The sequence below is a fragment of the Pseudomonas sp. Marseille-P9899 genome (assembly GCF_903166565.1).
Classification (GTDB): domain Bacteria; phylum Pseudomonadota; class Gammaproteobacteria; order Pseudomonadales; family Pseudomonadaceae; genus Aquipseudomonas; species Aquipseudomonas huaxiensis.
Map to the genome: position 1 here is coordinate 710,497 of NZ_CAESCG010000002.1, position 18,418 is coordinate 728,914.

Here is an 18,418-nt window from a genome sequence, read left to right on the forward strand (position 1 = left end):
CGAGGGAACAAGCAATGCTCGAGTGGCTTAAAACCAACGCGGCGAAAGCCCGTGAAACCTTGACGACCGAAGTCGGCAAGATCAAGAACCGGTCCTTCATGGAGGCTGCGGCCAATGCCTGTGCATTGATCTCCGCTGCCGATGGCGAGATCAAGTCTGAAGAAAAGATGAAGATGGCTGGCTTCATCAACAATTCGCCTGAGTTGAAAGTCTTCAACCTCAACGATGTGATCAAGGTATTTACCGATGCCTGTGGCAAGTTCGAATTCGACTTCCAGATTGGCCAGGCTGAAGCCCTGAAAAGCATCAGCAAGATCAAGGGCAAGGATGCCGAGTCACGCCTGCTGGTTCGCGTTGCCTGTGCCATCGGTGCATCCGATGGCGACTTCGATGCGAAGGAAAAAGCCGCCTGCCGCCTGATCTGCCTTGAGCTGGGTCTGAACCCGGCTGATTTCGAACTCTGAGGAGCTGAAACGTGGAATCTCATATCGGCTTCCCACCGCTGACCATGGCGGTCTTTGTCGGTATCGCGCTCGGCGCGCTACTGCTGGACATGGTTACTCACCGTAATGACAAGCCAATCACCCTGGCCGGTGCGTCGATCTGGTCGGTGTTCTGGGTCGCGATTTCCCTCGCCTTCGCCGGTTTTCTGTACGTCCAGCATGGCCCTGAAGCGGCCAGCCTTTTCGTTACCGGCTATGCGCTGGAGAAGGTGCTGTCTGTAGACAACCTGTTTGTGTTCATGGCCATTTTCGCCTGGTTCAAGGTTCCGGATGGCTTGCGTCACCGCATCCTTTACTGGGGAATCATCGGCGCCATCGTCTTCCGTGGCGTGTTCGTGGCCATCGGTACCGGGCTGCTGGCCTTCGGTCCGTGGGTGGAAATCGTCTTCGCGCTGATCGTCGCCTGGACCGCAGTCATGATGCTCAGAAGCGGCGGCGACGATGAAGGCGAGGAGGACTACTCCCAGCATATCGCCTACCGTTTTGCCAAGAAGCTGTTCCCGGTATGGCCAAAGCTGTACGGTCACAACTTCTTCGTCAGTCGCAAAGCACTCGAAGTGGAAATTCAGAAGCCCGAGAACAAGGGCATGAGCCTGGCGGCCAAGGGTGGAATTTTCGCGACCCCGCTGTTCCTCTGCCTGGTAGTGGTCGAGGTTTCGGACGTCCTGTTCGCGTTCGACTCGGTTCCGGCGGTCATCGCCGTGAGCCGCGAGCCCCTGATCGTCTACTCCGCCATGCTGTTCGCGATCCTCGGCCTACGGACCCTGTACTTCGTTCTGGAAGCGCTGAAGCGTTATCTGGTACACCTGGAAAAAGCGGTTATCGTGCTGCTGTTCTTCATCGCAGCCAAGCTGGGCCTGAACGCCACCGATCACCTGTTCCACCACGGCATCAGCATCGATCCGAACACTAGCTTGCTTATCGTGATGGCCGTTCTGGTCATCGGCATCCTTGCCAGCGTAGCCTTCCCCGAAAAGGAAGATACGTCGGCTGACAGCAGTAATCAGTAGCAATCACAAGGAGTTGTATTCATGGCACTGACTCTTCAAAAAGGCGGCAACCTGTCCCTCTCGAAAACCGATCCGAGCCTGACCAAGATTCTGGTCGGCCTTGGCTGGGACCCGCGTGCTACCGATGGTACCGAGTTTGACCTGGACGCCAGCGCCTTCCTGCTGGGCGCCAGCGGCAAGGTTCGCGGCGAATCCGATTTCATTTTCTACAACCAGTTGAAAAGCCCGGACGGTTCGGTCGAGCACACCGGCGACAACCGCACGGGTCTCGGCGAGGGTGATGACGAAGTGGTCAAGGTTGACCTGAGCCGCGTTCCGGCTGACATCGACAAGATCGCGTTCACTGTCACCATCCATGACGCCGAAGCCCGCAAGCAGAATTTCGGCCAGGTCAGCAATTCGTTCATCCGCATCGTCAACGAGGTCACCGGCGCCGAAGTGGTTCGCTATGACCTGGCAGAAGACGCTTCGGTAGAAACCGCGATGATCTTTGCGGAACTGTATCGCAACAATGGCGAGTGGAAATTCCGTGCGGTCGGTCAGGGCTACGCCGGTGGCCTGCGTGCGCTGGCCAACGGCTACGGTCTGAACTTCTAATCGCCCTCTCAACTGAACAAGGAATCACATCATGGCTGTAAGTTTGTCCAAGGGCGGTAACGTCTCGCTGTCGAAAGAGGCACCAGGCCTGAGCGAAGTCATCGTGGGCCTGGGCTGGGACCCTCGCGTTACCGACGGCACCGAGTTCGACCTCGATGCCTCCATCTTCATCACCGGTGAAAGCGGCAAGGTGCTGAATGACAGCAGCTTCATCTTCTACAACAACAAGAAGTCGGCCGACGGTTCCGTCGAGCACCTGGGCGACAACCGCTCGGGTCAGGGCGAAGGCGATGACGAACAGGTTGTCGTGAAACTGACCAGCCTGGCTGCTGAAGTGAAGAAGCTGGTCTTCGCGGTCACCATTCACGATGCCGATGGTCGCAAGCAATCCTTCGGTCAGGTTTCCAACGCCTACATCCGTGTGCTGAACAAGGCTGATGGTAAGGAAATCGCGCGCTACGACCTGTCCGAGGACGCCTCCACCGAAACCGCAATGATCTTCGGTGAGCTGTATCGTCACAACGACGAGTTCAAGTTCAAGGCAATCGGCCAAGGTTTCGCCGGTGGCCTGAAGCCGCTGGCTGAAGCCCATGGCGTAAGCATTGGCTGATGCTCCCGATTGGCCTGAGTCCCGGTTAGGGATTTGAGTCAAACTCGGAGTTTCCAGAGAATCCGATACCAGCTCCTGGTATCGGATTTTTTATGTCCGCTCACCCGGTCAACGAATGATGTTTTTCGCGGCGGCTTCCTTGAGCCAGCCGGGGAACTCCTCCATCAACTGGTCGTAAAGCTGCTCTTCCGAGATTTGCTGGAGGTCGTCCAGCGCGAAGAAACCGCAGTTATCGACAACGCGTCCCTTCATGTCGTCGAGCTTTTCGAGGATGCCATAACCGTTTCCGCCCAGGCCGACGAACTGCCAATACAGCGGCAGCTTTGCCGCTTCGCTCATCAGTGCGGTGATCTTGCGATTCTCGTGGACGCCGCCATCACTGATGAACAACACATACACCGGGGAGCGATGGTTGGACGCCAAGTAATGCTGCATCACCTGTTCCATCACCTTGGGCTCGTCGTTGACCCGGCTGCCCAGGTCCCAGTCGCGCCAGCCGCCCTTGTCACGGGCGATGAAGTCCTTGTAGTTGGCGAGGGTGATCTCGGACAGCTTCTGCGGCCTGGAGGCGAACGCCCAGCAATCGATGGAGCCATCATCATCGAAGTGGACAGCCAGTGGCAGCAGACGGTTGACGACTTCCTGCACCCGCCCCTTGGAGTACTGGCCGTTCATCGAGCCTGATGCATCGAGTACCAGTGCCACGCGAGCCTTTACATGGGTGAGCTTGGCCTTTTCCAGACTGACCTGCGCCTTCTTCGCCAGGCTGAGCAGTTGCGGGGCTGCGGCCGCGACCTTTTTCTCCAGTGACACCGTGGACTGGATGACGGCAGGCGGTGCGACAGGTTCATCCGCGACCTCTCCACCGAAATGCTTCACTAGCGCCCCGAGGCCTTCGTTGAAGCCTTGCAGGTTGGACGCGAGTCGCCATTGCCCGTCCTTGCGGTAGATGTCCGCCACCATGATGGCTTTCTCGCCGCTGAACGTGCTGGCGCTGAACGGGCAGGTGGCAACCACTTGTCCGGCACTGTTCTTGATGCTGAACAAACTTGGCTGGATGTCACGCATCGCGCCATGGCCGTCGATGGCGGCGGTGAACACCAGGCGGTCGATCGAGGGCGGCAGGCTGCCGAGGTTCAGCGCGAAATCGCCAGGCCCGGTCTGGCGCACGCTGTTGCACGGCGTGGTGGGCTGGTTGAAGAAGGTCATGTAGCGATCATCGGACAGTTGGCCACGAGCATCCAGGCCAAAGCAGGCGAGATCGATGGTGTGCGGCGAGTGAATCTGGATCGCGAACGACAGGGTGTGACCCTGGATGAGGTTCGACAACGGCACACGTTGTCCTTGGCTGATCTGCATGAAGCACTTCCTTGAATGATCGAATAGGTCCTGAGGGCCGGGCGCAATAATAGCCTGTCATCGGGCGCGCTGCGCAGATCAGGCGCGGCCCCATGAACAGGCTCCCGGCGTGGTCGGTAGCAGACCTGCGTCAGGCTTCCCCCGTCACCGATCGCACCTTTTCCGGCGGCTTCAACGAGCCGATATACACCGCCACCACCGTCAACAGCGCCCCGCCGATCTGCACCGCAGAGCTGGGTTTGTGCAGGAACACCACGTCGACGAAGTAGGTGATGACCGGCTCCAGCAACAGGATCAGGCCGGCCAGGCCGAGGCTGATGAAGCCGATGGAGCGGTTGACCATCAGCCAGCCGACGAACTGCACCATGACGCCGTAGATCACCAGCATCAGCAGGGTCTGGCCGTCGACGATGGCCAGGCTTTCCCCGGTCAGCAGGGCATAACCAAGCATTACCAATCCGGCCCAGAGGCTCAGGTTGAGCATTTGCGCGATCTTGTCGCCGCCGCTGTCAGGCAGGTTGCTGGCGGCTTTGAGGTAGTAGACGCAGATGGCGTAGGCCAGGCCCGAGGCGATACCGAAGATCACGCCTTTGGTACCGAGGCTGCTGCTCATCTCCGGGGCCAGCAGCAAGTACAGGCCGAAGAACGCCAGGACGATGGCGATGGCGAAGTTCAGCGACGGCTTTTCCTTGAGCAGGTAAAGGCCGAGCAGGGTCATGAAGAACACCTGGCAGTTGGTCAGGATCGAGCCGATGCCGGGGCCGACGATGTAGATGCTGTGGTGCCAGAGGATCAGGTCGATGGCCAGGAAGACCCCGGCCAGCGCGGTGAGTATCACGGCCTTGCGGCTGGGCAGGCGCACCGGGACCTTGCGCCATTTAAGGCTGAGGTAGAACAGCACCGAGGCGAACAGCATGCGGTAGAACCCCGCACCGCCCGCGCCGATGTTGGCGAAGGCCACGGCCAGCGCCGAGAGGCTGAGCATCAGGCCGCCTAGGGTCAGTTCAAGTAAAGCGCGTTTGTTGTGCATGACAGTGACTCGACGTTAAGCGTCTTTCAATCCGGCTCAGGGCCGGGTGGAGGCCAGTTGCAGCCAGGTGCGGACGTGCGGGTAGGCAAGGATCGCGTCGGCGTAAGCCTGCAAGGGCGCCGGCAGGGCGATGCCGAAACGACGGAAACGGAACACGATTGGCGCGTACATAGCGTCGACGATGCCGAAGTGCTCGCCGCACAGGTAAGTGCCGTGGCCGCTGCGGGCGCGCAGGTCGCCCCAGATCTGGAAGATTCGCGCGATTTCTTCGCGGGTCGCGTCGAGCAGCGTTTCGCTGGTGTCGCCGGTGTTCAGGCCGAAGGACATCTGCGTGCGCAGGTTGACGAAGCCCGAGTGCATTTCCGCAGCGGCGGCCCGGGCGAGGGCGCGCAGTTCACGGTCGTCGGGCCAGAGGTCGGCCTGCGGATGGATTTCGGCGATGTATTCGGCGATGGCCAGGCTGTCGTTGATCACTAGGTCATCGACCTGCAGCGCCGGGACTTTGCCCGATGGCGACAGTTTGAGGATATTGGCGTGGGTGTCGTCCTGGTCGAGCAGGACCTGTTGGGTGTCGAACTCGACCCCGGCCGCGTGCAGCACCAGCCATGCGCGCAACGACCAGGAAGACTTGTTGAAATCACCGATTGCCAGCTTGATTGCCATGGGTGTGAGCCGCCTGTTAGGTTTGAATGGAAAGCAAACTTAACAAGCTGTTTCACACGGCGATTGTACGAAACTGGACAGCGACATGAATGACAGGCCGCACAACCGCAGTGTCGAGCCCACCGGCGACTTCTCCCGATTCCTGCGCATCCCTGAAGGGCGCTGCGAGCTGCTCAGCGCCCGCTACAGCAATCAGCATTTTGGCCGTCATTCCCACGACCGATACGCGCTGGGGGTGATTACCCAGGGCGTGGAAAAGCTCTACTACCGCGGCACCAATCATTTCGGCACGGCCGGCACGGTGGTGACCCTCACGCCCGGTGAAATCCACGATGGCGTGCCGGTGGACGAAGCCGGCTGGGTCTATCGCATGCTCTATATCGAGCCAACCTGGCTGAACGATGTGGTGCTGCAAGGGCGTGATGGTGCCAGTCATGTGCACTTGTTCCGCGAGCCGATGGCCGATGATCCCGCCTTGGCCAACGCCTTGCTCGCGGCCCACAGCACCCTCGCGACCTCGGCGATGCCGCTTGAGCGCGAGACGGTGCTGATCGAGGCGCTGGCCGGGTTGTTCCAGCGCCACGGTGTCGAGCTGGCCGGGCAGGGGCGCTCCGAACGCGATGCGGTGCGGCGGATTCGCAGCCGTCTGGACAGCGAACTGGAGCACAACCTGTCGCTGGAAACCCTCGGCCTGGAAGCGGGTATGGACCCGCTCTACCTGATCCGCGTGTTCAAGCGCGAGGTGGGGGTGGCGCCGCACAGCTACCAGATCCAGAAACGGGTGGCTCGGGTGCAGGCGCTGCTGCGTGCCGGCATGGACCTGGCGGAAGCCTCGGTGGCGTGCGGTTTCTTCGACCAGAGCCACATGGCCCGGGCCTTCAAGAAGGTCGTCGGGGTGACGCCGAAGGCCTTTCGCGACGGCCTGTTTCGCGCCGCGAGATAAGCCGTCGGCACAGGCTCACGGCTGCGGGTTGCTCCACCAGAAGGACGGGTATTCGTCGAGCGGGTAACGGTTGCCGTCGTAGCGCAGGGTCTTGCTGACCGTGCGCGACACCGGCTTGGCGTAGCCACTGCTGACCTGGGCCTGGACGATCAGGTCGGCGTAACCCTGCGAGCGCTGCGTGCCAACGCTGAAGGTCAGGGTGGCCTGCTCCATTTCGAAACCTTCGCTGCAACTGACGCCTTTCAGGGTGGTCCAGCTGCTCAGGTGGGTGGTGAGTACCGGGCGCAAGCGATTGGCGTCGGGCACCACGAGGGTGAGCAGGTTGCTGTAGCCGGCATCGGGGCAACTGGCGCCGCGGGCGGTGCTGGTCATGACCACGCCGAAGGCGCGTACTTCGGGGGCGAGGCGATAGCGGGCGGTGTCCAGCCACAGGCTGCTGGCGCCGAATTCCAGCGCGGCATCTTCCGCCATGTCCTGGTCGAGGCGTTCGCGCAGCTGCCCGCTGTCGGTATCGACTTTCGCCACCAGCAGGTGCGGGCTGCGTTCGCCGGGTGGCTGGTGATCGTCGGCATCACGGTAGGCCACCGCGACCACCGACAGCGCCGGGTCATCCGGCCAGCGCTTGCAGGCCGCCGCGAGCAGCGGGCCGTCACTGTCATCGGTCGGCGTGGTCCAGCCCTGCTGCTGCAGTTGCGTGGCCAGCGAATCGAGCAGTGGCTGCGGGCAAGGTTGCGGTTCTCGCGCCACGGCATCGGCGAGCGGCAGCAGGCAGAGCGTCAGGATGGGCAGGAGGCGGGGTAGACGGTCCATGTCGGGTCTCGATCAGCACGAAGGGTCGCGTATGCTACAGCGCTGATGGCCAACCCGCGAAGGAGCATTCATTGGTTCGACCCGCCCGCTCGGCTTCCCTTGATCTGCTGAAGTGGCTGGCGATCGTCACCATGGTCGGCGATCACCTGCGCTACCTCTGGCCCGAGCAGCATTGGCTGTTTGTGGTGGGACGGCTGGCGTTTCCGTTTTTCTGCCTGGCGATTGCCGCCAATGTCGCCCGTGCGCTTCCCGGCACGCTGTTCACTCCCGGCAACCTTCGTTATCTGGGCTGGTGCCTGGGTTTTTCGCTGCTGTCGGAGCTGCCGTACCGTTGGCTGGATAGCGGCTCGCTGACCCTCAACGTGATGCCGACCCTGACCCTTGGCCTGCTGGTCGCCTGGGGTGTGCACCACCGCACGCGGCAGGCCGGGCTGCTGGCGCTGGCGGCGGTGCTGGTCGCGGTCTTCGCCAGCGACCGGTTGATGTACGGATGGCCGGGGGTGTTGCTGCCGGCGGCGTTCGTTCTGGCCTTGCACGACCGGCGCTACGTGTGGCTGGCCGGCGCGCTGGCGGTGGGCGGCAACCTCACCAATGGCTGGATTCTGCACAACGCCTTGCAGCCTATATCGATCGTGGTCCTGGCCACGGCGTTTCTGTGTGCGCCGTTCGGGCTGGGGCTTTTGCGCCTGGACGTGCGCCATGCCGTGCGCCCCGTCGGGCGCTGGGGCTATGCGTTTTATCCACTGCATCTGGCGGCGATCAAGCTGTTGAGCGTTTTTAGTTGACTCCGGGGATGACCGGCCGCGTTTCCCTTGGCTATGATGCACCCCCTCGTTCCCACTAGCCGTGCACTCGATGAATAACAACAGCACCTTCTCGCAACCCTTGCGCAAACGCCGCAGCCTGGCCGAAGAGCTGGTGGCTGCCCTCACCGGGCAGATCCGCGACGGCCTGCTCAAGCCGGGCGAGAAGTTGCCGACCGAAGCGCAGGTCATGGAGCAGTTCGGCGTCAGTCGCACCGTGGTGCGCGAGGCGATTTCCCGGCTGCAGGCCGCCGGCCAGGTGGAAACCCGCCACGGCATCGGCACATTTGTGCTGGAACCGCCGAGCTCGGGCCTGTTCAACACCCCGAGCGATACCGTGATGACCTTGGCCGACGTGCTGGCGGTCATGGAATTCCGGATCAGCCTGGAAGTGGAGTCTGCGGCCCTGGCGGCGCAGCGCCGCACCGGCGAGCAACTGGCCAGCCTGCGCGAAGCGCTGGATGCGCTCAACGGGCTGATGGCCAGCGGCAGTGATTCGGCGGGCGCCGACTTCGCCTTCCACCTGCTGATTGCCGAGGCGACCGGCAACCGTTACTTCACCGATATCCTCGGCCATCTGGGGACCAAGGTTATTCCGCGGACCCGCCTCAGCACCCGTACTTATGCCCGCGCCGACGACCAGCGTCAGTATCTGGAGCGTCTGGAGCGTGAGCATGAGCAGATCTACAGCGCCATCGCTTCGCAGGATTCGGAGTCGGCCCGCGCGGCGATGCGTCTGCACCTGGGTAATAGCCGCGAGCATCTGCGCCAGGCGTATGAGAAGGCTCAGGCGTCCACTGACCGATAAGCCATCCGCCACCGCCCGCCAACGGACTGCCCCTCACTCAGCAGCACCAACCCCGGTCGTCCCGGCAGGTGATGCGCATTGACCGGATGACTCACCGGCTCAAAGCAGAAGAACGGCTGCCCCGGCGGGCAATACAGCAGGTAGTGGCCGAAACCCTCCGCCTGACAGTCGAGCCGATAGCCCGCATCGGGTTGCAGGATCCGGCACTGGCCGTCCCATCCCGTGAAGCAGTGATCGACTTTCCCCGCCGGCAACGCTGCCGGGTTCCGCAGATCCCATTCCTCCGGCACCGCACCGTGTTCTGTGGATAACTGCTGTCCGTCGCACCACCAGACTCCCTCGGCTTTCGCCTCGACGCGGGTGGCCGCCGTGCGCGGGAAGAACGGGTGCAGGCCGAGCCCATGCCACAGCGGGCGCGGGTCGAGGTGGGTGCCTTTCAGTTCCAGGGTGAGGCAGCCGTCCGCCAGATGGATGCGCTGCTCGGCACGGTAGGCGAAGGGCGTCGCGCTTTCCAGGCGCAGCAGCACCGTGTCGGCGCTCTGCCCGAGGATTTCCCACGGCTGTTGCCAGGCGCTGCCGTGGACCGCCAGCGTTGAGTCCGGCGTATTGGGCGACAGTTCGAACCAGCCGTCGGGCGCATCGAAACCACCACCGGCAATGCGGTTGGACCAGGGCACCAGCGGGAAGCAGGCCTGCTGGCGCGCCGTCAGTGGCCGCGCCTGCAGATTGCCTGGACGCAGCAGCGGCTGACCGTCGGCGCGGCGGCGCCAGTCCACCAGGCTGCCGCCCAGCCCTGGCGCCAACAGCAGGCGGGTGAGCCGGTCTTCCAGTACCAGCAGTTCCGGTTCAGCCATTGAACGACGGCTCTTCCAGACCCTTCACCCCGACGTTCAGGGCGAACAGCCCGCCCGCCAACGGCTGGTCGCTGAGGTCCACGCCTTGCGGCCGGATCGAGGTGACGAACAGGGTGTCCAGTCCCGGTCCACCGAACGCGCACATCGCCGGTTTTTTCACCGGCAGCGGCAGGCTGCGGTCGAGCTTGCCCTCGGGGGTGAAGCGCAGCACCAGCCCGGCGTCGTTGGCGCAGGTCCAGTAGCAGCCGTCGGCGTCCACCGCCGCGCCGTCCGGGCGACCGGGATGGGCGTTCATGTCGACGAAGACCCGGCGGTTGTGGGCGGTGCCGTTATCGGTGTCGTAATCGAAGGCCCAGATCAGTTGCACGCTGGCGTGGGAGTCGGACAGGTACATCGTCTTGCCGTCGGGGCTGAAGGCCAGGCCGTTGGGCACCAGCAGACCGTCGAGTTGCGGCACCAGGCCGTCGCGGGTGGTGTAGCGGTAGAGTTTGCCCACCGCTTCGCTGCCCATGTTCATCTGCATGGTGCCGGCCCAGAAGCGGCCCTGGCGGTCGCAGCGCCCGTCGTTGAAGCGCATTCCGGTGCGGGCGTGGCTGACCTCGGCCACCGACTCGCCGAGCAGGCGACCGTGGTCATCGGCGCGCAGGCGGAACAGACCGCTTTCCCGCGCCGCCAGCCAACTGCCGTTGGCGAGCGGGGCGACGCAGCCGAGCATTTCGTCGCCCTGCCAACTGTCCAGTGCTCCGTCGAGACGCCAGCGCTGCAGGCTGCCGCTGGGGATATCGACCCAGTACAGCGCCTGCTCGCTGGCGACCCACACCGGGCTTTCACCAACGCCGTTGCGTGCATCGACAATCAATTCAGCAGTCATGTTCAGGCTCCCTCACTCAAACGGGCCGGCGGCGGTAAAGGCGCCGCCCTGGTAGCGGGCTTCCGGCGAGTCGGCGGCGGGTTTGGGCTGGGCTTCCATTTGTGGGCGGAAGCGCTCGGAGCTGTCCTTCGGCACGAAGTCCAGGTGCGCGGCGTAACGGTTGTCCCACCAGGTGTCGCGGTTGGCGGACACGCCGTAGACCACGGTGTGGCCGGCGTCTGCGCTGAACAGCGCGCGTTCCACCAGATGCCCGAGGTCCGAATAACTCAGCCAGGTGCTGAGCATGCGCAGGTTGCGCGGTTCAGGGAACGACGAGCCGATGCGCAGGCTGACCGTCTCGATGCCGTAGCGATGGAAATAGAAGGTCGCCAGGTCTTCGCCATAGGACTTGGACAGCCCGTAGTAACCGTCCGGGCGGCGCTCGGAGCGCGCGTCGAGGCGGTCCTGCGGCGAGTGGAAACCGGTGACATGGTTGGAACTGGCGAACACCACCCGACGGATGCCGTGGATGCGCGCGGCTTCATAGATATGGAAGGTGCCGCGGATATTGGCGTCGAGAATTTCCTCGAACGGACGCTCCACGGACACACCGCCCAGGTGCACGATGGCGTCGACGCCTTCTACCAGGGCCAGCACGCCGGCTTTGTCGGCCAGGTCGCAGGGACGCACTTCTTCGTGGCTGCCCTCGGCCGGCGCCATGGCACTGATATCGGAAAGACGAACGACCTCGGCGTGGGCCTGCAGGCTCTGCCGCAGCACCTGGCCAAGGCCGCCGGCCGCGCCGGTGAGAAGGATGCGCTTGAAGGGTTTGCTCGCTGTCATGGGATTTCTCGAAAGGCAGGGAAGGGGAGAAGGCCGCTCGCGCGGCCCCGGCTTACATGAAGTTGTACTGGATGCCCAGGCGCCAGCGGGCCTGGCGGTCATCGGTGGTGGAGTTGACCTTGATATCACCGATTTCCATGAACGGCTGCCACTGCTTGGTCAGCTTGTACTTGATGATCAGGTTCTGCTCGTAGTCGCTCTTCTTGTCATCGAAGCGGATGTAGTCCGTCAGGAAGTGAATGTACTGGTACTCGTAGGCCAGTTTGCTGCCGGTCGGCGTGTAGCCCAGCCAGCCTTCGAAACGGTTGGTGTTCTGGTTGTTCTTGGCGCGGTTGTCCATGTCTTCGTTGATCTGGTCGCGGTCCAGGCGCTTGGCGTCGTAACGGTAGCGGGCGGCGACATACCACTGGTCGTCGATCTTGTAGTTGTACTTCAGACCGAACTTGTAGGTGGTGCTGTCCTTGGAGCTGTCCATCTGGAAGGCCGGGGTCAGCGTGGACTGCGGACTGAGCTTGTAGTTGTAGCTGACGGTCAGTTCGTGGCCGTTGTTGATGATGTTGTCGTAGGCAACATCTTTACGGTCGCCGGCGGTGCGGTACTTGATCTCGGCTTCGAAACCCAGGCCGCTGTCCATGCGATAGCCGAGCTTGACCCGGTCGGCGTGCTGGCGGTCGTCGTCGGTGTATTGGTGGCGATAGTTGATGTTGGCGGAGTCGGCATAGGCGTTGATCGACAGGGCGAGTGTGGTCAACGCAATAAACAAGCTGTGAGTGGTTTTCATGCGATCTACTTTTTTGTTTTTGTTGGGTAGGGGCGATGTTTTGAGCACTTGGTAAGGCGGTGAGCGGGGTGGGCGTCCTCTGTAGTTGTTTGAATATACGTTATCGTACAACAACGACAACTGTCTATGGTCGCCAGCACCAAGGTCGTATGTTTTTTTCAGATCATTGAAAAATAACAGAATTTACTTTCTTTACGGTCACGAAATGGGCGTTTCAAGCGGGTTTCAGGCCGGAAAATGACTGTAAAAAGGGGGTGAAAATGGGACGACATTGAGGGGTTGCAATTGTTATACGATGACGTATGATCGGCCTCACAACGTTACTCCAGACACAATTCCAAGAAGAAAGGCATACGGCGTCCATGAGAATTACATCAGTCAATGTGCAGGTTTTTTCCTACCCGACCCGCCGCTCGGTAGACAGCGCCGGGCATGCCCACCCAGGTGATGTCACCCAGGCCCGCATGGCCCTGCTGCGCATCCGTACCGAAGACGGTACCGAGGGTTACGCCTTTGGCCCTCCCGAATTGCTGCGTCCTTATCTGCTCGATGGTTTCGTGCGCAAAGTGCTGGTCGGGCAGAACGCCTTCGACCGTGAACGCCTCTGGCAAGACCTCGCCCACTGGCAGCGTGGCAGCGCCAGTCAGTTGACTGACCGCTCCCTGGCGCTGGTGGAGCAAGCGCTGTGGGACTGGGCCGGGCGCAAGCTGAATATCCCGGTGCACAAGCTGGCCGGTGGTTTCCGTGACAAGGTCCTGGCCTACGGTTCGACCATGTGCGGTGACGAACTCGAAGGCGGCCTGGCGACCCCGGAAGATTACGGCCGCTTCGCCGAAACCCTGGTCAAACGCGGCTACAAGGCGATCAAGCTGCACACCTGGATGCCGCCGGTGTCCTTCGCGCCAAGCCCGCGCATCGACGTCAAGGCCTGCGCCGCGGTGCGTGAAGCGGTCGGCCCGGACATCGCGCTGATGCTCGACGGCTACCACTGGTACAACCGCACCGACGCGCTGTACATCGGTCGCGAGCTGGAGAAGCTCAACTTCGCCTGGTTCGAAGAACCGATGATGGAAGAGTCCGCCGAGTCCTATGCCTGGCTCGCGGCCAACCTGGATATCCCGGTGCTTGGTCCGGAAACCCTTTCCGGCAAATACATGAGCCGCGCCAGTTGGGTGAAGAACGACGTCTGCGACATCCTCCGCGCCGGCGTTGCCGGGGTCGGCGGTATCGGCGCCTGCCTGAAAGTGGCGCACCTGGCCGAGTCCTTCGGCATGGATTGCGAAGTCCATGGCAACGGCGCGGCCAACCTCGCGGTGGTCGGCGCGATCAAGAACTGCACCTGGTACGAGCGCGGCCTGCTGCACCCGTTCCTCGACTACGACGAGGTGCCTGCCTACCTCAATCGTCTGGTCGACCCGATGGACAACGACGGCTTCGTCCACCTCTCCGACCTGCCTGGCCTGGGCGAGGACATCAACTTCGACTACATCGAGACCCACACCCTGCAGCAGTACTGACCTGTGCCCGCGGCACGGCCCTGGCGCCGTGCCGTTCGAGATGCGAATAACTACAACAAAGGTCTTCTCACATGCGTCGATTTCCACTCCTGTTCGCCGGGCTGTTCGCTGCGTCGTTGACGCTGGCGTCGCTCACCGCTGTCCACGCGAAAACCCCCGCCGACCAACTGATCGTCGGCATGAGCATGATCAACCTGCTGTCCCTCGACCCGGCCGCCGCCACCGGGCTGGACGTCTCGGAGGTCAACGCCAATCTCTACGACATGCTGCTGGTGCAGGACGTCAAACAGCCCGATCAACTGGTCCCGGCCCTGGCCGAAAGCTGGCAGATCAGCGATGACCGCCGCACCCTGACGTTCAAGCTGCGCGAAGGGGTCAAGTTCCAGTCTGGCAACCCGCTCAGCGCCGACGACGTCGCCTGGTCGCTGCAGCGCGTGCTCAAGCTCAACCTGGCCCTGGCCTCGACCTGGAAAGCCTACGGCTTCAGCGCCGAGAACGCCGAGCGCAGCCTGCGCGCGGAAGGCCCGAATACCTTTGTCGTCGAGTTGCAGCGGCCGACCGACCCGCAACTGGTGCTCAACACCCTCGCCACCTCGCCGAGCGCTTTCATCCTCGATCGTCAGGCCGTGCTCAAGCACGAGAAGAACGGCGACATGGGCGCCGCCTGGCTGACCACCCATGCGGCGGGCAGCGGCCCGTTCATCCTCAATGACTGGCGCGCCAACGACGTGATCCTGATGACCCGTTTCGACGGTTACTGGGACGGCCCGGCCAAGCTCAAACGCGTCGTCATGCGCAACATGACCGAATCGCAGTCGCTGCGCCTGATGGTTGCCCGCGGTGACCTCGACCTGGCCAAAGGCATGGCCGCGCCGGACATCGAAGCGCTGTCCCATGACGACAAGGTCCGTGCCCAGACCGTACAGCGCGGCACCCTCTACTACGTCGCGCTGAGCGTGAAATCCAAGCCGTTCGACGACGTCCGGGTGCGCAAGGCCGTGCGCTCGCTGATCGACTATCAAGGCATCAACCAGACCGTGATGCCGCACTACGGCCAGCTCAACCAGCGCCCGTTGCCGCTCGGTCTGGAAGCGCGCCTGGATGATCCGGGTTACACGCTGAACGTCGCCGAGGCGAAGAAACTCCTCAGCGAGGCCGGCTACCCCAACGGCTTCAAGACCACCATCCGCGTGCTCACCGAGCCGCCTTTCATCAACATCGCCTCCAGCCTGCAGGCGACTCTGGCCCAGGCCGGCATCCAGGCCAACATCATCACCGGCACCGGCAACCAGATCTACGGCGCCATGCGCGAGCGCAGCTTCGACATCCTCGTCGGACGCGGCGGTGGTGGGGCCGAGCGGCATCCGCATTCGAGCCTGCGCACTTTGGTGTACAACCCGGACAACCGCGACGAAGCCCGCTTGAGCAACTTCCAGGGCTGGCGCACCTCGTTCTTCAGCCCCGAGCTGAACAGCCTGATCGAGACTGCCGAAGTCGAGCCGGACCACGCCAAACAACTGGCCCAGTACCAGCAGATCCAGCAACGCCTGGACGAGCAGGTCGGCGCGATCCTGCCGGTGTCGCAGATGACCGACACCGTCGTCCTGTACCACGACGTGCAGAACTACCAGGGTCATACCGCCGCCACCACCCGATACAAAGACGTCTACAAGGCGCGCTGAGCCGGCCGGGCCGCGAGGCCCGCGCCACTGCCTGAGCGATCACTCTTCTGGAGCCCGTTATGTTCGTTTCGACTGCCTCCGTGCTGGGCACCCGCGTGTCCGGCACCGCCCGCCGGGCCAGTACGGTCCTCGTGACTTTGCTGGGCCTGCTGGCCATGACTTTCTTCATTGGCCGGGTAATGCCGCTGGACCCTGTGCTGGCGGTCGTCGGCCCGGACGCCGACAGCTCGACCTACGAACAGGTGTACCGCGCGATGGGCCTGGACAAGCCGATCTGGACCCAGTTCGGCCTGTACCTCAATGACCTGCTTCATGGTGATTTCGGCAACGCGCTGCTGACCGGCCACCCGGTGCTGGACGACATCCGCCGGGTGTTCCCGGCGACCATCGAACTGGCCACCCTAGCGATTCTCTTCGGTGTGGTGATCGGTCTGCCGCTGGGTGTTTTCGCCGCCAGCAACCAGGGGCGCTGGGGCGACCATGTGGCGCGGATGATCACCCTGTTCGGTTACTCAACCCCGATTTTCTGGCTGGGCATGATGGGCCTGCTGGTGTTCTACGCCATGCTCGGCTGGGCGGGCGGGGCAGGGCGCATCGACCTCGCCTACGACGGCATGGTCCCGGAAAGCACCGGCCTGCTGCTGATCGACACCGCCCTCGCCGGCGACTGGGAAGCCTTCAGCAGCGCGCTGCGGCATATCGTCCTGCCGGCGCTGATCCTCGGCCTGAACTCGGTGGCCTACATCAGCCGCATGACCCGCAGCTTCATGCTCGAACAGCTCTCGCAGGAATACATCATCACCGCCCGGGTCAAGGGCCTGTCGCGCCGCCAGGTGGTGTGGAACCACGCGTTTCGCAACATCCTCGTGCAACTGCTGACCGTCGTGGCGCTGGCCTACGGCTCGCTGCTGGAAGGCGCGGTGCTGATCGAGACGGTGTTCGCCTGGCCCGGCTTCGGCCAGTACCTGACCAGCAGCCTGATGCTCGGCGACATGAATGCGGTGATGGGTTGCGTGCTGATCATCGGCCTGATCTTCGTCGCCCTGAACCTGATCAGCGACGCGCTCTACAAGGTTTTCGACCCACGGACCCGGTGACTGCCCGCAGCCCTGTCAACAACTACAAGAAGAAGGACGCCCACATGAACCCGATCACCACTGCGCTGCGCCTGAGCCTGTTCGGCGCCATCCTTGCCCTGGCACCTGTCACCGCCGCCCAGGCCAAGACCCCGGCCGATCAACTGATCGTCGGCATGAGCCTGGTCAACCTGTTCTCCATCGACCCGGCCAACGCCCCCGGCCTGGATGCTTCCGGGGTCAACGCCAATCTCTATGACACCCTGCTCAAGCGTGACAACGGCAACCCCGAACAGCACTTGCCGCAACTGGCGAAAAGCTGGAGCGTCAGCGAAGACGGCAAGCAGATCACCTTCACCTTGCGTGACGACGTCAAGTTCCACTCCGGCAATCCGCTGACCGCCGACGACGTGGCCTGGTCGCTGTACCGGGTGATGAAGCTCAACTATGGTCTGGCCACCACCTGGAAGGCCTACGGCTACAGCGTCGACAACATCCAGTCGCTGATCCGCGCCAGTGACGCCCACACCCTGGTCATCGACCTGCCGCAGCCCACCGATCCGCTGCTGCTGATCGACTCGCTGGCGACCTCGCCGAGCGCTGTGGTGGTCGACCGCCAGACCGTGCTCAAACACGAGAAAAACGGTGACCTCGGCGCCGCCTGGCTGGTGACCAACGAGGCCGGCAGCGGCCCGTTCACCCTGACCCGCTGGAACGCCAACGACTCGCTGCTGATGACCCGCTTCGACGGCTACTGGGGCGGCGCGGCCAAGCTCAAGCGCGTGGTGGTGCGGCACATGACCGAATCGCAATCGCTGCGCCTGATGCTCGAACGCGGCGACCTCGACCTGGCCTACGGCATGGCCGCACCGGACATCAAGGCCATCGATGGCCGCGACACCCTGCAGGTGCAGTCGCTGCAACGCGGCACCATGTACTACGTCGCGCTGAGCATGAAGCAACCACAATTCGCCGACCCGAAAGTACGTGAAGCGGTGCGCAACCTGATCGACTACCAGGGCCTCGACCGCCAGGTGATGCCGTACTACGGCAAGCTCAACCAGCAGCCGATGCAACTGGGCCTCGCCGCGCGCCTGCCGGACCCGGGCTACGCCATGAACGTGGCCAAGGCCAAGACACTGCTCGCCGAAGCCGGTTATCCGCAGGGTTTCAGCACCACCATCCGCACCCTGTCCGAGCCGCCGTTCACCGACATCGCCGCGCGCCTGCAAGCGACCCTCGCCGAAGGTGGTATCAAGGCCAGCATCGTCAGCGGCACTGGCAACCAGGTCTACGGCGCCATGCGTGCGCGCAACTTCGACATCATCGTCGCCCGCGGCGCCGAGCGTTACCCGCACCCGTACTTCAGCCTGCGCACCTTCGCCTACAACCCGAACAACAGCGATGACGCCGGCCTGCCCAACTTCCAGGGCTGGCGCGCGTCGTTCTTCAGCCCGCAACTCAACACCCTGATCGACCAGGCCGGCGTCGAGCGCGACAGCGCCAAGCGTGTGGCGCTGTATCACCAGGCGCAGTCGCTGTACGACCAGCAGGTGGGGCCGATCATGATGATTTCGCAGATGACCGACACCGTGGTCAGCAGCGCCGAGATCAAGGGCTTCAGCGGCGATGACGCCGAAGCGACCCGTTACCTGGGCGTCTACAAGCAGCGCTGATCG

At 63.0% G+C, this 18,418-nt stretch carries 19 protein-coding genes; 11 read left to right on the top strand and 8 right to left on the bottom strand.

Going from position 1 to position 18,418, the window contains the following annotated elements:
- The first annotated feature begins 14 nt into the window (after window positions 1-14).
- The 4 genes from HWV67_RS12580 to HWV67_RS12595 are packed head-to-tail and all read left to right on the top strand — an operon-like array spanning window position 15 to window position 2,720.
- A complete protein-coding gene (locus HWV67_RS12580) occupies window positions 15-464 on the top strand; it encodes a tellurite resistance TerB family protein (RefSeq protein WP_095156879.1) in 450 nt (149 codons plus the stop codon).
- A gap of 44 nt (window positions 465-508) precedes the next feature.
- Complete coding sequence (locus HWV67_RS12585) at window positions 509-1,513, top strand: TerC/Alx family metal homeostasis membrane protein (RefSeq protein WP_175651935.1); 1,005 nt, start codon at window positions 509-511, stop codon at window positions 1,511-1,513.
- Between the two features lie 21 nt (window positions 1,514-1,534).
- The gene (locus HWV67_RS12590) at window positions 1,535-2,110 is read left to right on the top strand and encodes a TerD family protein (protein WP_110969486.1); all 576 of its coding nucleotides are present in this window, start codon (window positions 1,535-1,537) and stop codon (window positions 2,108-2,110) included.
- Window positions 2,111-2,141: 31 nt separating this feature from the next.
- The gene (locus HWV67_RS12595; protein ID WP_095156882.1) at window positions 2,142-2,720 is read left to right on the top strand and encodes a TerD family protein; all 579 of its coding nucleotides are present in this window, start codon (window positions 2,142-2,144) and stop codon (window positions 2,718-2,720) included.
- 108 nt (window positions 2,721-2,828) lie between these two features.
- Here HWV67_RS12595 and HWV67_RS12600 read toward each other — a convergent pair whose 3' ends face one another.
- The 3 genes from HWV67_RS12600 to HWV67_RS12610 all read right to left on the bottom strand — a co-directional run bounded on the left by HWV67_RS12600 (window position 2,829) and on the right by HWV67_RS12610 (window position 5,772).
- Entirely contained in the window at window positions 2,829-4,079 is a 1,251-nt protein-coding gene (locus HWV67_RS12600; RefSeq protein WP_175651467.1) for a VWA domain-containing protein, read from the bottom strand.
- A 130-nt stretch (window positions 4,080-4,209) separates the two neighbouring features.
- Window positions 4,210-5,109, bottom strand: coding sequence for a DMT family transporter (locus HWV67_RS12605; protein ID WP_175651468.1), 900 nt, complete (start codon window positions 5,107-5,109; stop codon window positions 4,210-4,212).
- Window positions 5,110-5,145: 36 nt separating this feature from the next.
- Entirely contained in the window at window positions 5,146-5,772 is a 627-nt protein-coding gene (locus HWV67_RS12610) for a glutathione S-transferase family protein (RefSeq protein ID WP_175651469.1), read from the bottom strand.
- 85 nt (window positions 5,773-5,857) lie between these two features.
- Between HWV67_RS12610 and HWV67_RS12615 the strand changes: the two genes are divergently transcribed.
- Window positions 5,858-6,715: an AraC family transcriptional regulator gene (locus HWV67_RS12615; RefSeq protein ID WP_175651470.1), complete on the top strand. Its 858-nt coding sequence runs from the start codon at window positions 5,858-5,860 to the stop codon at window positions 6,713-6,715.
- A gap of 15 nt (window positions 6,716-6,730) precedes the next feature.
- On the opposite strand, the gene HWV67_RS12620 is transcribed toward HWV67_RS12615, so the two are convergent.
- Complete coding sequence (locus HWV67_RS12620; RefSeq protein WP_175651471.1) at window positions 6,731-7,525, bottom strand: hypothetical protein; 795 nt, start codon at window positions 7,523-7,525, stop codon at window positions 6,731-6,733.
- Between the two features lie 71 nt (window positions 7,526-7,596).
- Between HWV67_RS12620 and HWV67_RS12625 the strand changes: the two genes are divergently transcribed.
- Both HWV67_RS12625 and HWV67_RS12630 read left to right on the top strand, forming a co-directional pair.
- Window positions 7,597-8,310, top strand: a complete 714-nt coding sequence (locus HWV67_RS12625) for a TraX family protein (protein ID WP_256680105.1) — start codon at window positions 7,597-7,599, stop codon at window positions 8,308-8,310.
- 70 nt (window positions 8,311-8,380) lie between these two features.
- On the top strand, window positions 8,381-9,136 hold the full coding sequence (locus HWV67_RS12630) for a FadR/GntR family transcriptional regulator (protein WP_175651472.1): 756 nt from the start codon (window positions 8,381-8,383) through the stop codon (window positions 9,134-9,136).
- Here the strand turns inward: HWV67_RS12630 and HWV67_RS12635 are convergent.
- From HWV67_RS12635 to HWV67_RS12650, 4 genes are read right to left on the bottom strand one after another with little or no spacing between them, the layout of a single operon-like run.
- Window positions 9,115-9,990, bottom strand: coding sequence for an aldose 1-epimerase (locus tag HWV67_RS12635; RefSeq protein ID WP_175651473.1), 876 nt, complete (start codon window positions 9,988-9,990; stop codon window positions 9,115-9,117). The two genes, HWV67_RS12630 and HWV67_RS12635, sit on opposite strands and share 22 nt — an antisense overlap.
- Window positions 9,983-10,861, bottom strand: a complete 879-nt coding sequence (locus tag HWV67_RS12640) for an SMP-30/gluconolactonase/LRE family protein (protein WP_175651474.1) — start codon at window positions 10,859-10,861, stop codon at window positions 9,983-9,985. Before HWV67_RS12640 ends, HWV67_RS12635 begins: the two co-directional genes overlap by 8 nt.
- 12 nt (window positions 10,862-10,873) lie before the next feature.
- Entirely contained in the window at window positions 10,874-11,683 is an 810-nt protein-coding gene (locus tag HWV67_RS12645) for an NAD-dependent epimerase/dehydratase family protein (protein WP_175651475.1), read from the bottom strand.
- Window positions 11,684-11,735: 52 nt separating this feature from the next.
- The gene (locus HWV67_RS12650; RefSeq protein WP_175651476.1) at window positions 11,736-12,464 is read right to left on the bottom strand and encodes an oligogalacturonate-specific porin KdgM family protein; all 729 of its coding nucleotides are present in this window, start codon (window positions 12,462-12,464) and stop codon (window positions 11,736-11,738) included.
- Window positions 12,465-12,826: 362 nt separating this feature from the next.
- Here HWV67_RS12650 and HWV67_RS12655 point away from each other — a divergent pair, with 362 nt between their 5' ends.
- From HWV67_RS12655 to HWV67_RS12670, 4 genes are all read left to right on the top strand, one after another.
- Entirely contained in the window at window positions 12,827-13,981 is a 1,155-nt protein-coding gene (locus tag HWV67_RS12655; RefSeq protein ID WP_175651477.1) for a mandelate racemase family protein, read from the top strand.
- A 71-nt stretch (window positions 13,982-14,052) separates the two neighbouring features.
- Window positions 14,053-15,663 (top strand): ABC transporter substrate-binding protein, encoded by a 1,611-nt coding sequence (locus tag HWV67_RS12660; RefSeq protein WP_175651478.1) that lies wholly within the window; start codon window positions 14,053-14,055, stop codon window positions 15,661-15,663.
- A 59-nt stretch (window positions 15,664-15,722) separates the two neighbouring features.
- On the top strand, window positions 15,723-16,760 hold the full coding sequence (locus tag HWV67_RS12665; RefSeq protein WP_175651479.1) for an ABC transporter permease: 1,038 nt from the start codon (window positions 15,723-15,725) through the stop codon (window positions 16,758-16,760).
- Between the two features lie 44 nt (window positions 16,761-16,804).
- A complete protein-coding gene (locus HWV67_RS12670; RefSeq protein ID WP_175651480.1) occupies window positions 16,805-18,415 on the top strand; it encodes an ABC transporter substrate-binding protein in 1,611 nt (536 codons plus the stop codon).
- Window positions 18,416-18,418 lie beyond the last annotated feature (3 nt).

Excerpts from the sequence above, each read along its gene's own strand:
- HWV67_RS12580 (WP_095156879.1), top strand. The coding sequence starts at position 15 with ATGCTCGAGTGGCTTAAAACCAACGCGGCGAAAGCCCGTGAAACCTTG.
- HWV67_RS12605 (WP_175651468.1), bottom strand. The coding sequence starts at position 5,109 with ATGCACAACAAACGCGCTTTACTTGAACTGACCCTAGGCGGCCTGATG.
- HWV67_RS12665 (WP_175651479.1), top strand. The coding sequence starts at position 15,723 with ATGTTCGTTTCGACTGCCTCCGTGCTGGGCACCCGCGTGTCCGGCACC.
- HWV67_RS12600 (WP_175651467.1), bottom strand. The coding sequence starts at position 4,079 with ATGCAGATCAGCCAAGGACAACGTGTGCCGTTGTCGAACCTCATCCAG.
- HWV67_RS12640 (WP_175651474.1), bottom strand. The coding sequence starts at position 10,861 with ATGACTGCTGAATTGATTGTCGATGCACGCAACGGCGTTGGTGAAAGC.
- HWV67_RS12620 (WP_175651471.1), bottom strand. The coding sequence starts at position 7,525 with ATGGACCGTCTACCCCGCCTCCTGCCCATCCTGACGCTCTGCCTGCTG.
- HWV67_RS12660 (WP_175651478.1), top strand. The coding sequence starts at position 14,053 with ATGCGTCGATTTCCACTCCTGTTCGCCGGGCTGTTCGCTGCGTCGTTG.
- HWV67_RS12655 (WP_175651477.1), top strand. The coding sequence starts at position 12,827 with ATGAGAATTACATCAGTCAATGTGCAGGTTTTTTCCTACCCGACCCGC.
- HWV67_RS12645 (WP_175651475.1), bottom strand. The coding sequence starts at position 11,683 with ATGACAGCGAGCAAACCCTTCAAGCGCATCCTTCTCACCGGCGCGGCC.
- HWV67_RS12595 (WP_095156882.1), top strand. The coding sequence starts at position 2,142 with ATGGCTGTAAGTTTGTCCAAGGGCGGTAACGTCTCGCTGTCGAAAGAG.
- HWV67_RS12635 (WP_175651473.1), bottom strand. The coding sequence starts at position 9,990 with ATGGCTGAACCGGAACTGCTGGTACTGGAAGACCGGCTCACCCGCCTG.
- HWV67_RS12630 (WP_175651472.1), top strand. The coding sequence starts at position 8,381 with ATGAATAACAACAGCACCTTCTCGCAACCCTTGCGCAAACGCCGCAGC.
- HWV67_RS12615 (WP_175651470.1), top strand. The coding sequence starts at position 5,858 with ATGAATGACAGGCCGCACAACCGCAGTGTCGAGCCCACCGGCGACTTC.
- HWV67_RS12650 (WP_175651476.1), bottom strand. The coding sequence starts at position 12,464 with ATGAAAACCACTCACAGCTTGTTTATTGCGTTGACCACACTCGCCCTG.
- HWV67_RS12585 (WP_175651935.1), top strand. The coding sequence starts at position 509 with ATGGCGGTCTTTGTCGGTATCGCGCTCGGCGCGCTACTGCTGGACATG.
- HWV67_RS12670 (WP_175651480.1), top strand. The coding sequence starts at position 16,805 with ATGAACCCGATCACCACTGCGCTGCGCCTGAGCCTGTTCGGCGCCATC.
- HWV67_RS12590 (WP_110969486.1), top strand. The coding sequence starts at position 1,535 with ATGGCACTGACTCTTCAAAAAGGCGGCAACCTGTCCCTCTCGAAAACC.
- HWV67_RS12610 (WP_175651469.1), bottom strand. The coding sequence starts at position 5,772 with ATGGCAATCAAGCTGGCAATCGGTGATTTCAACAAGTCTTCCTGGTCG.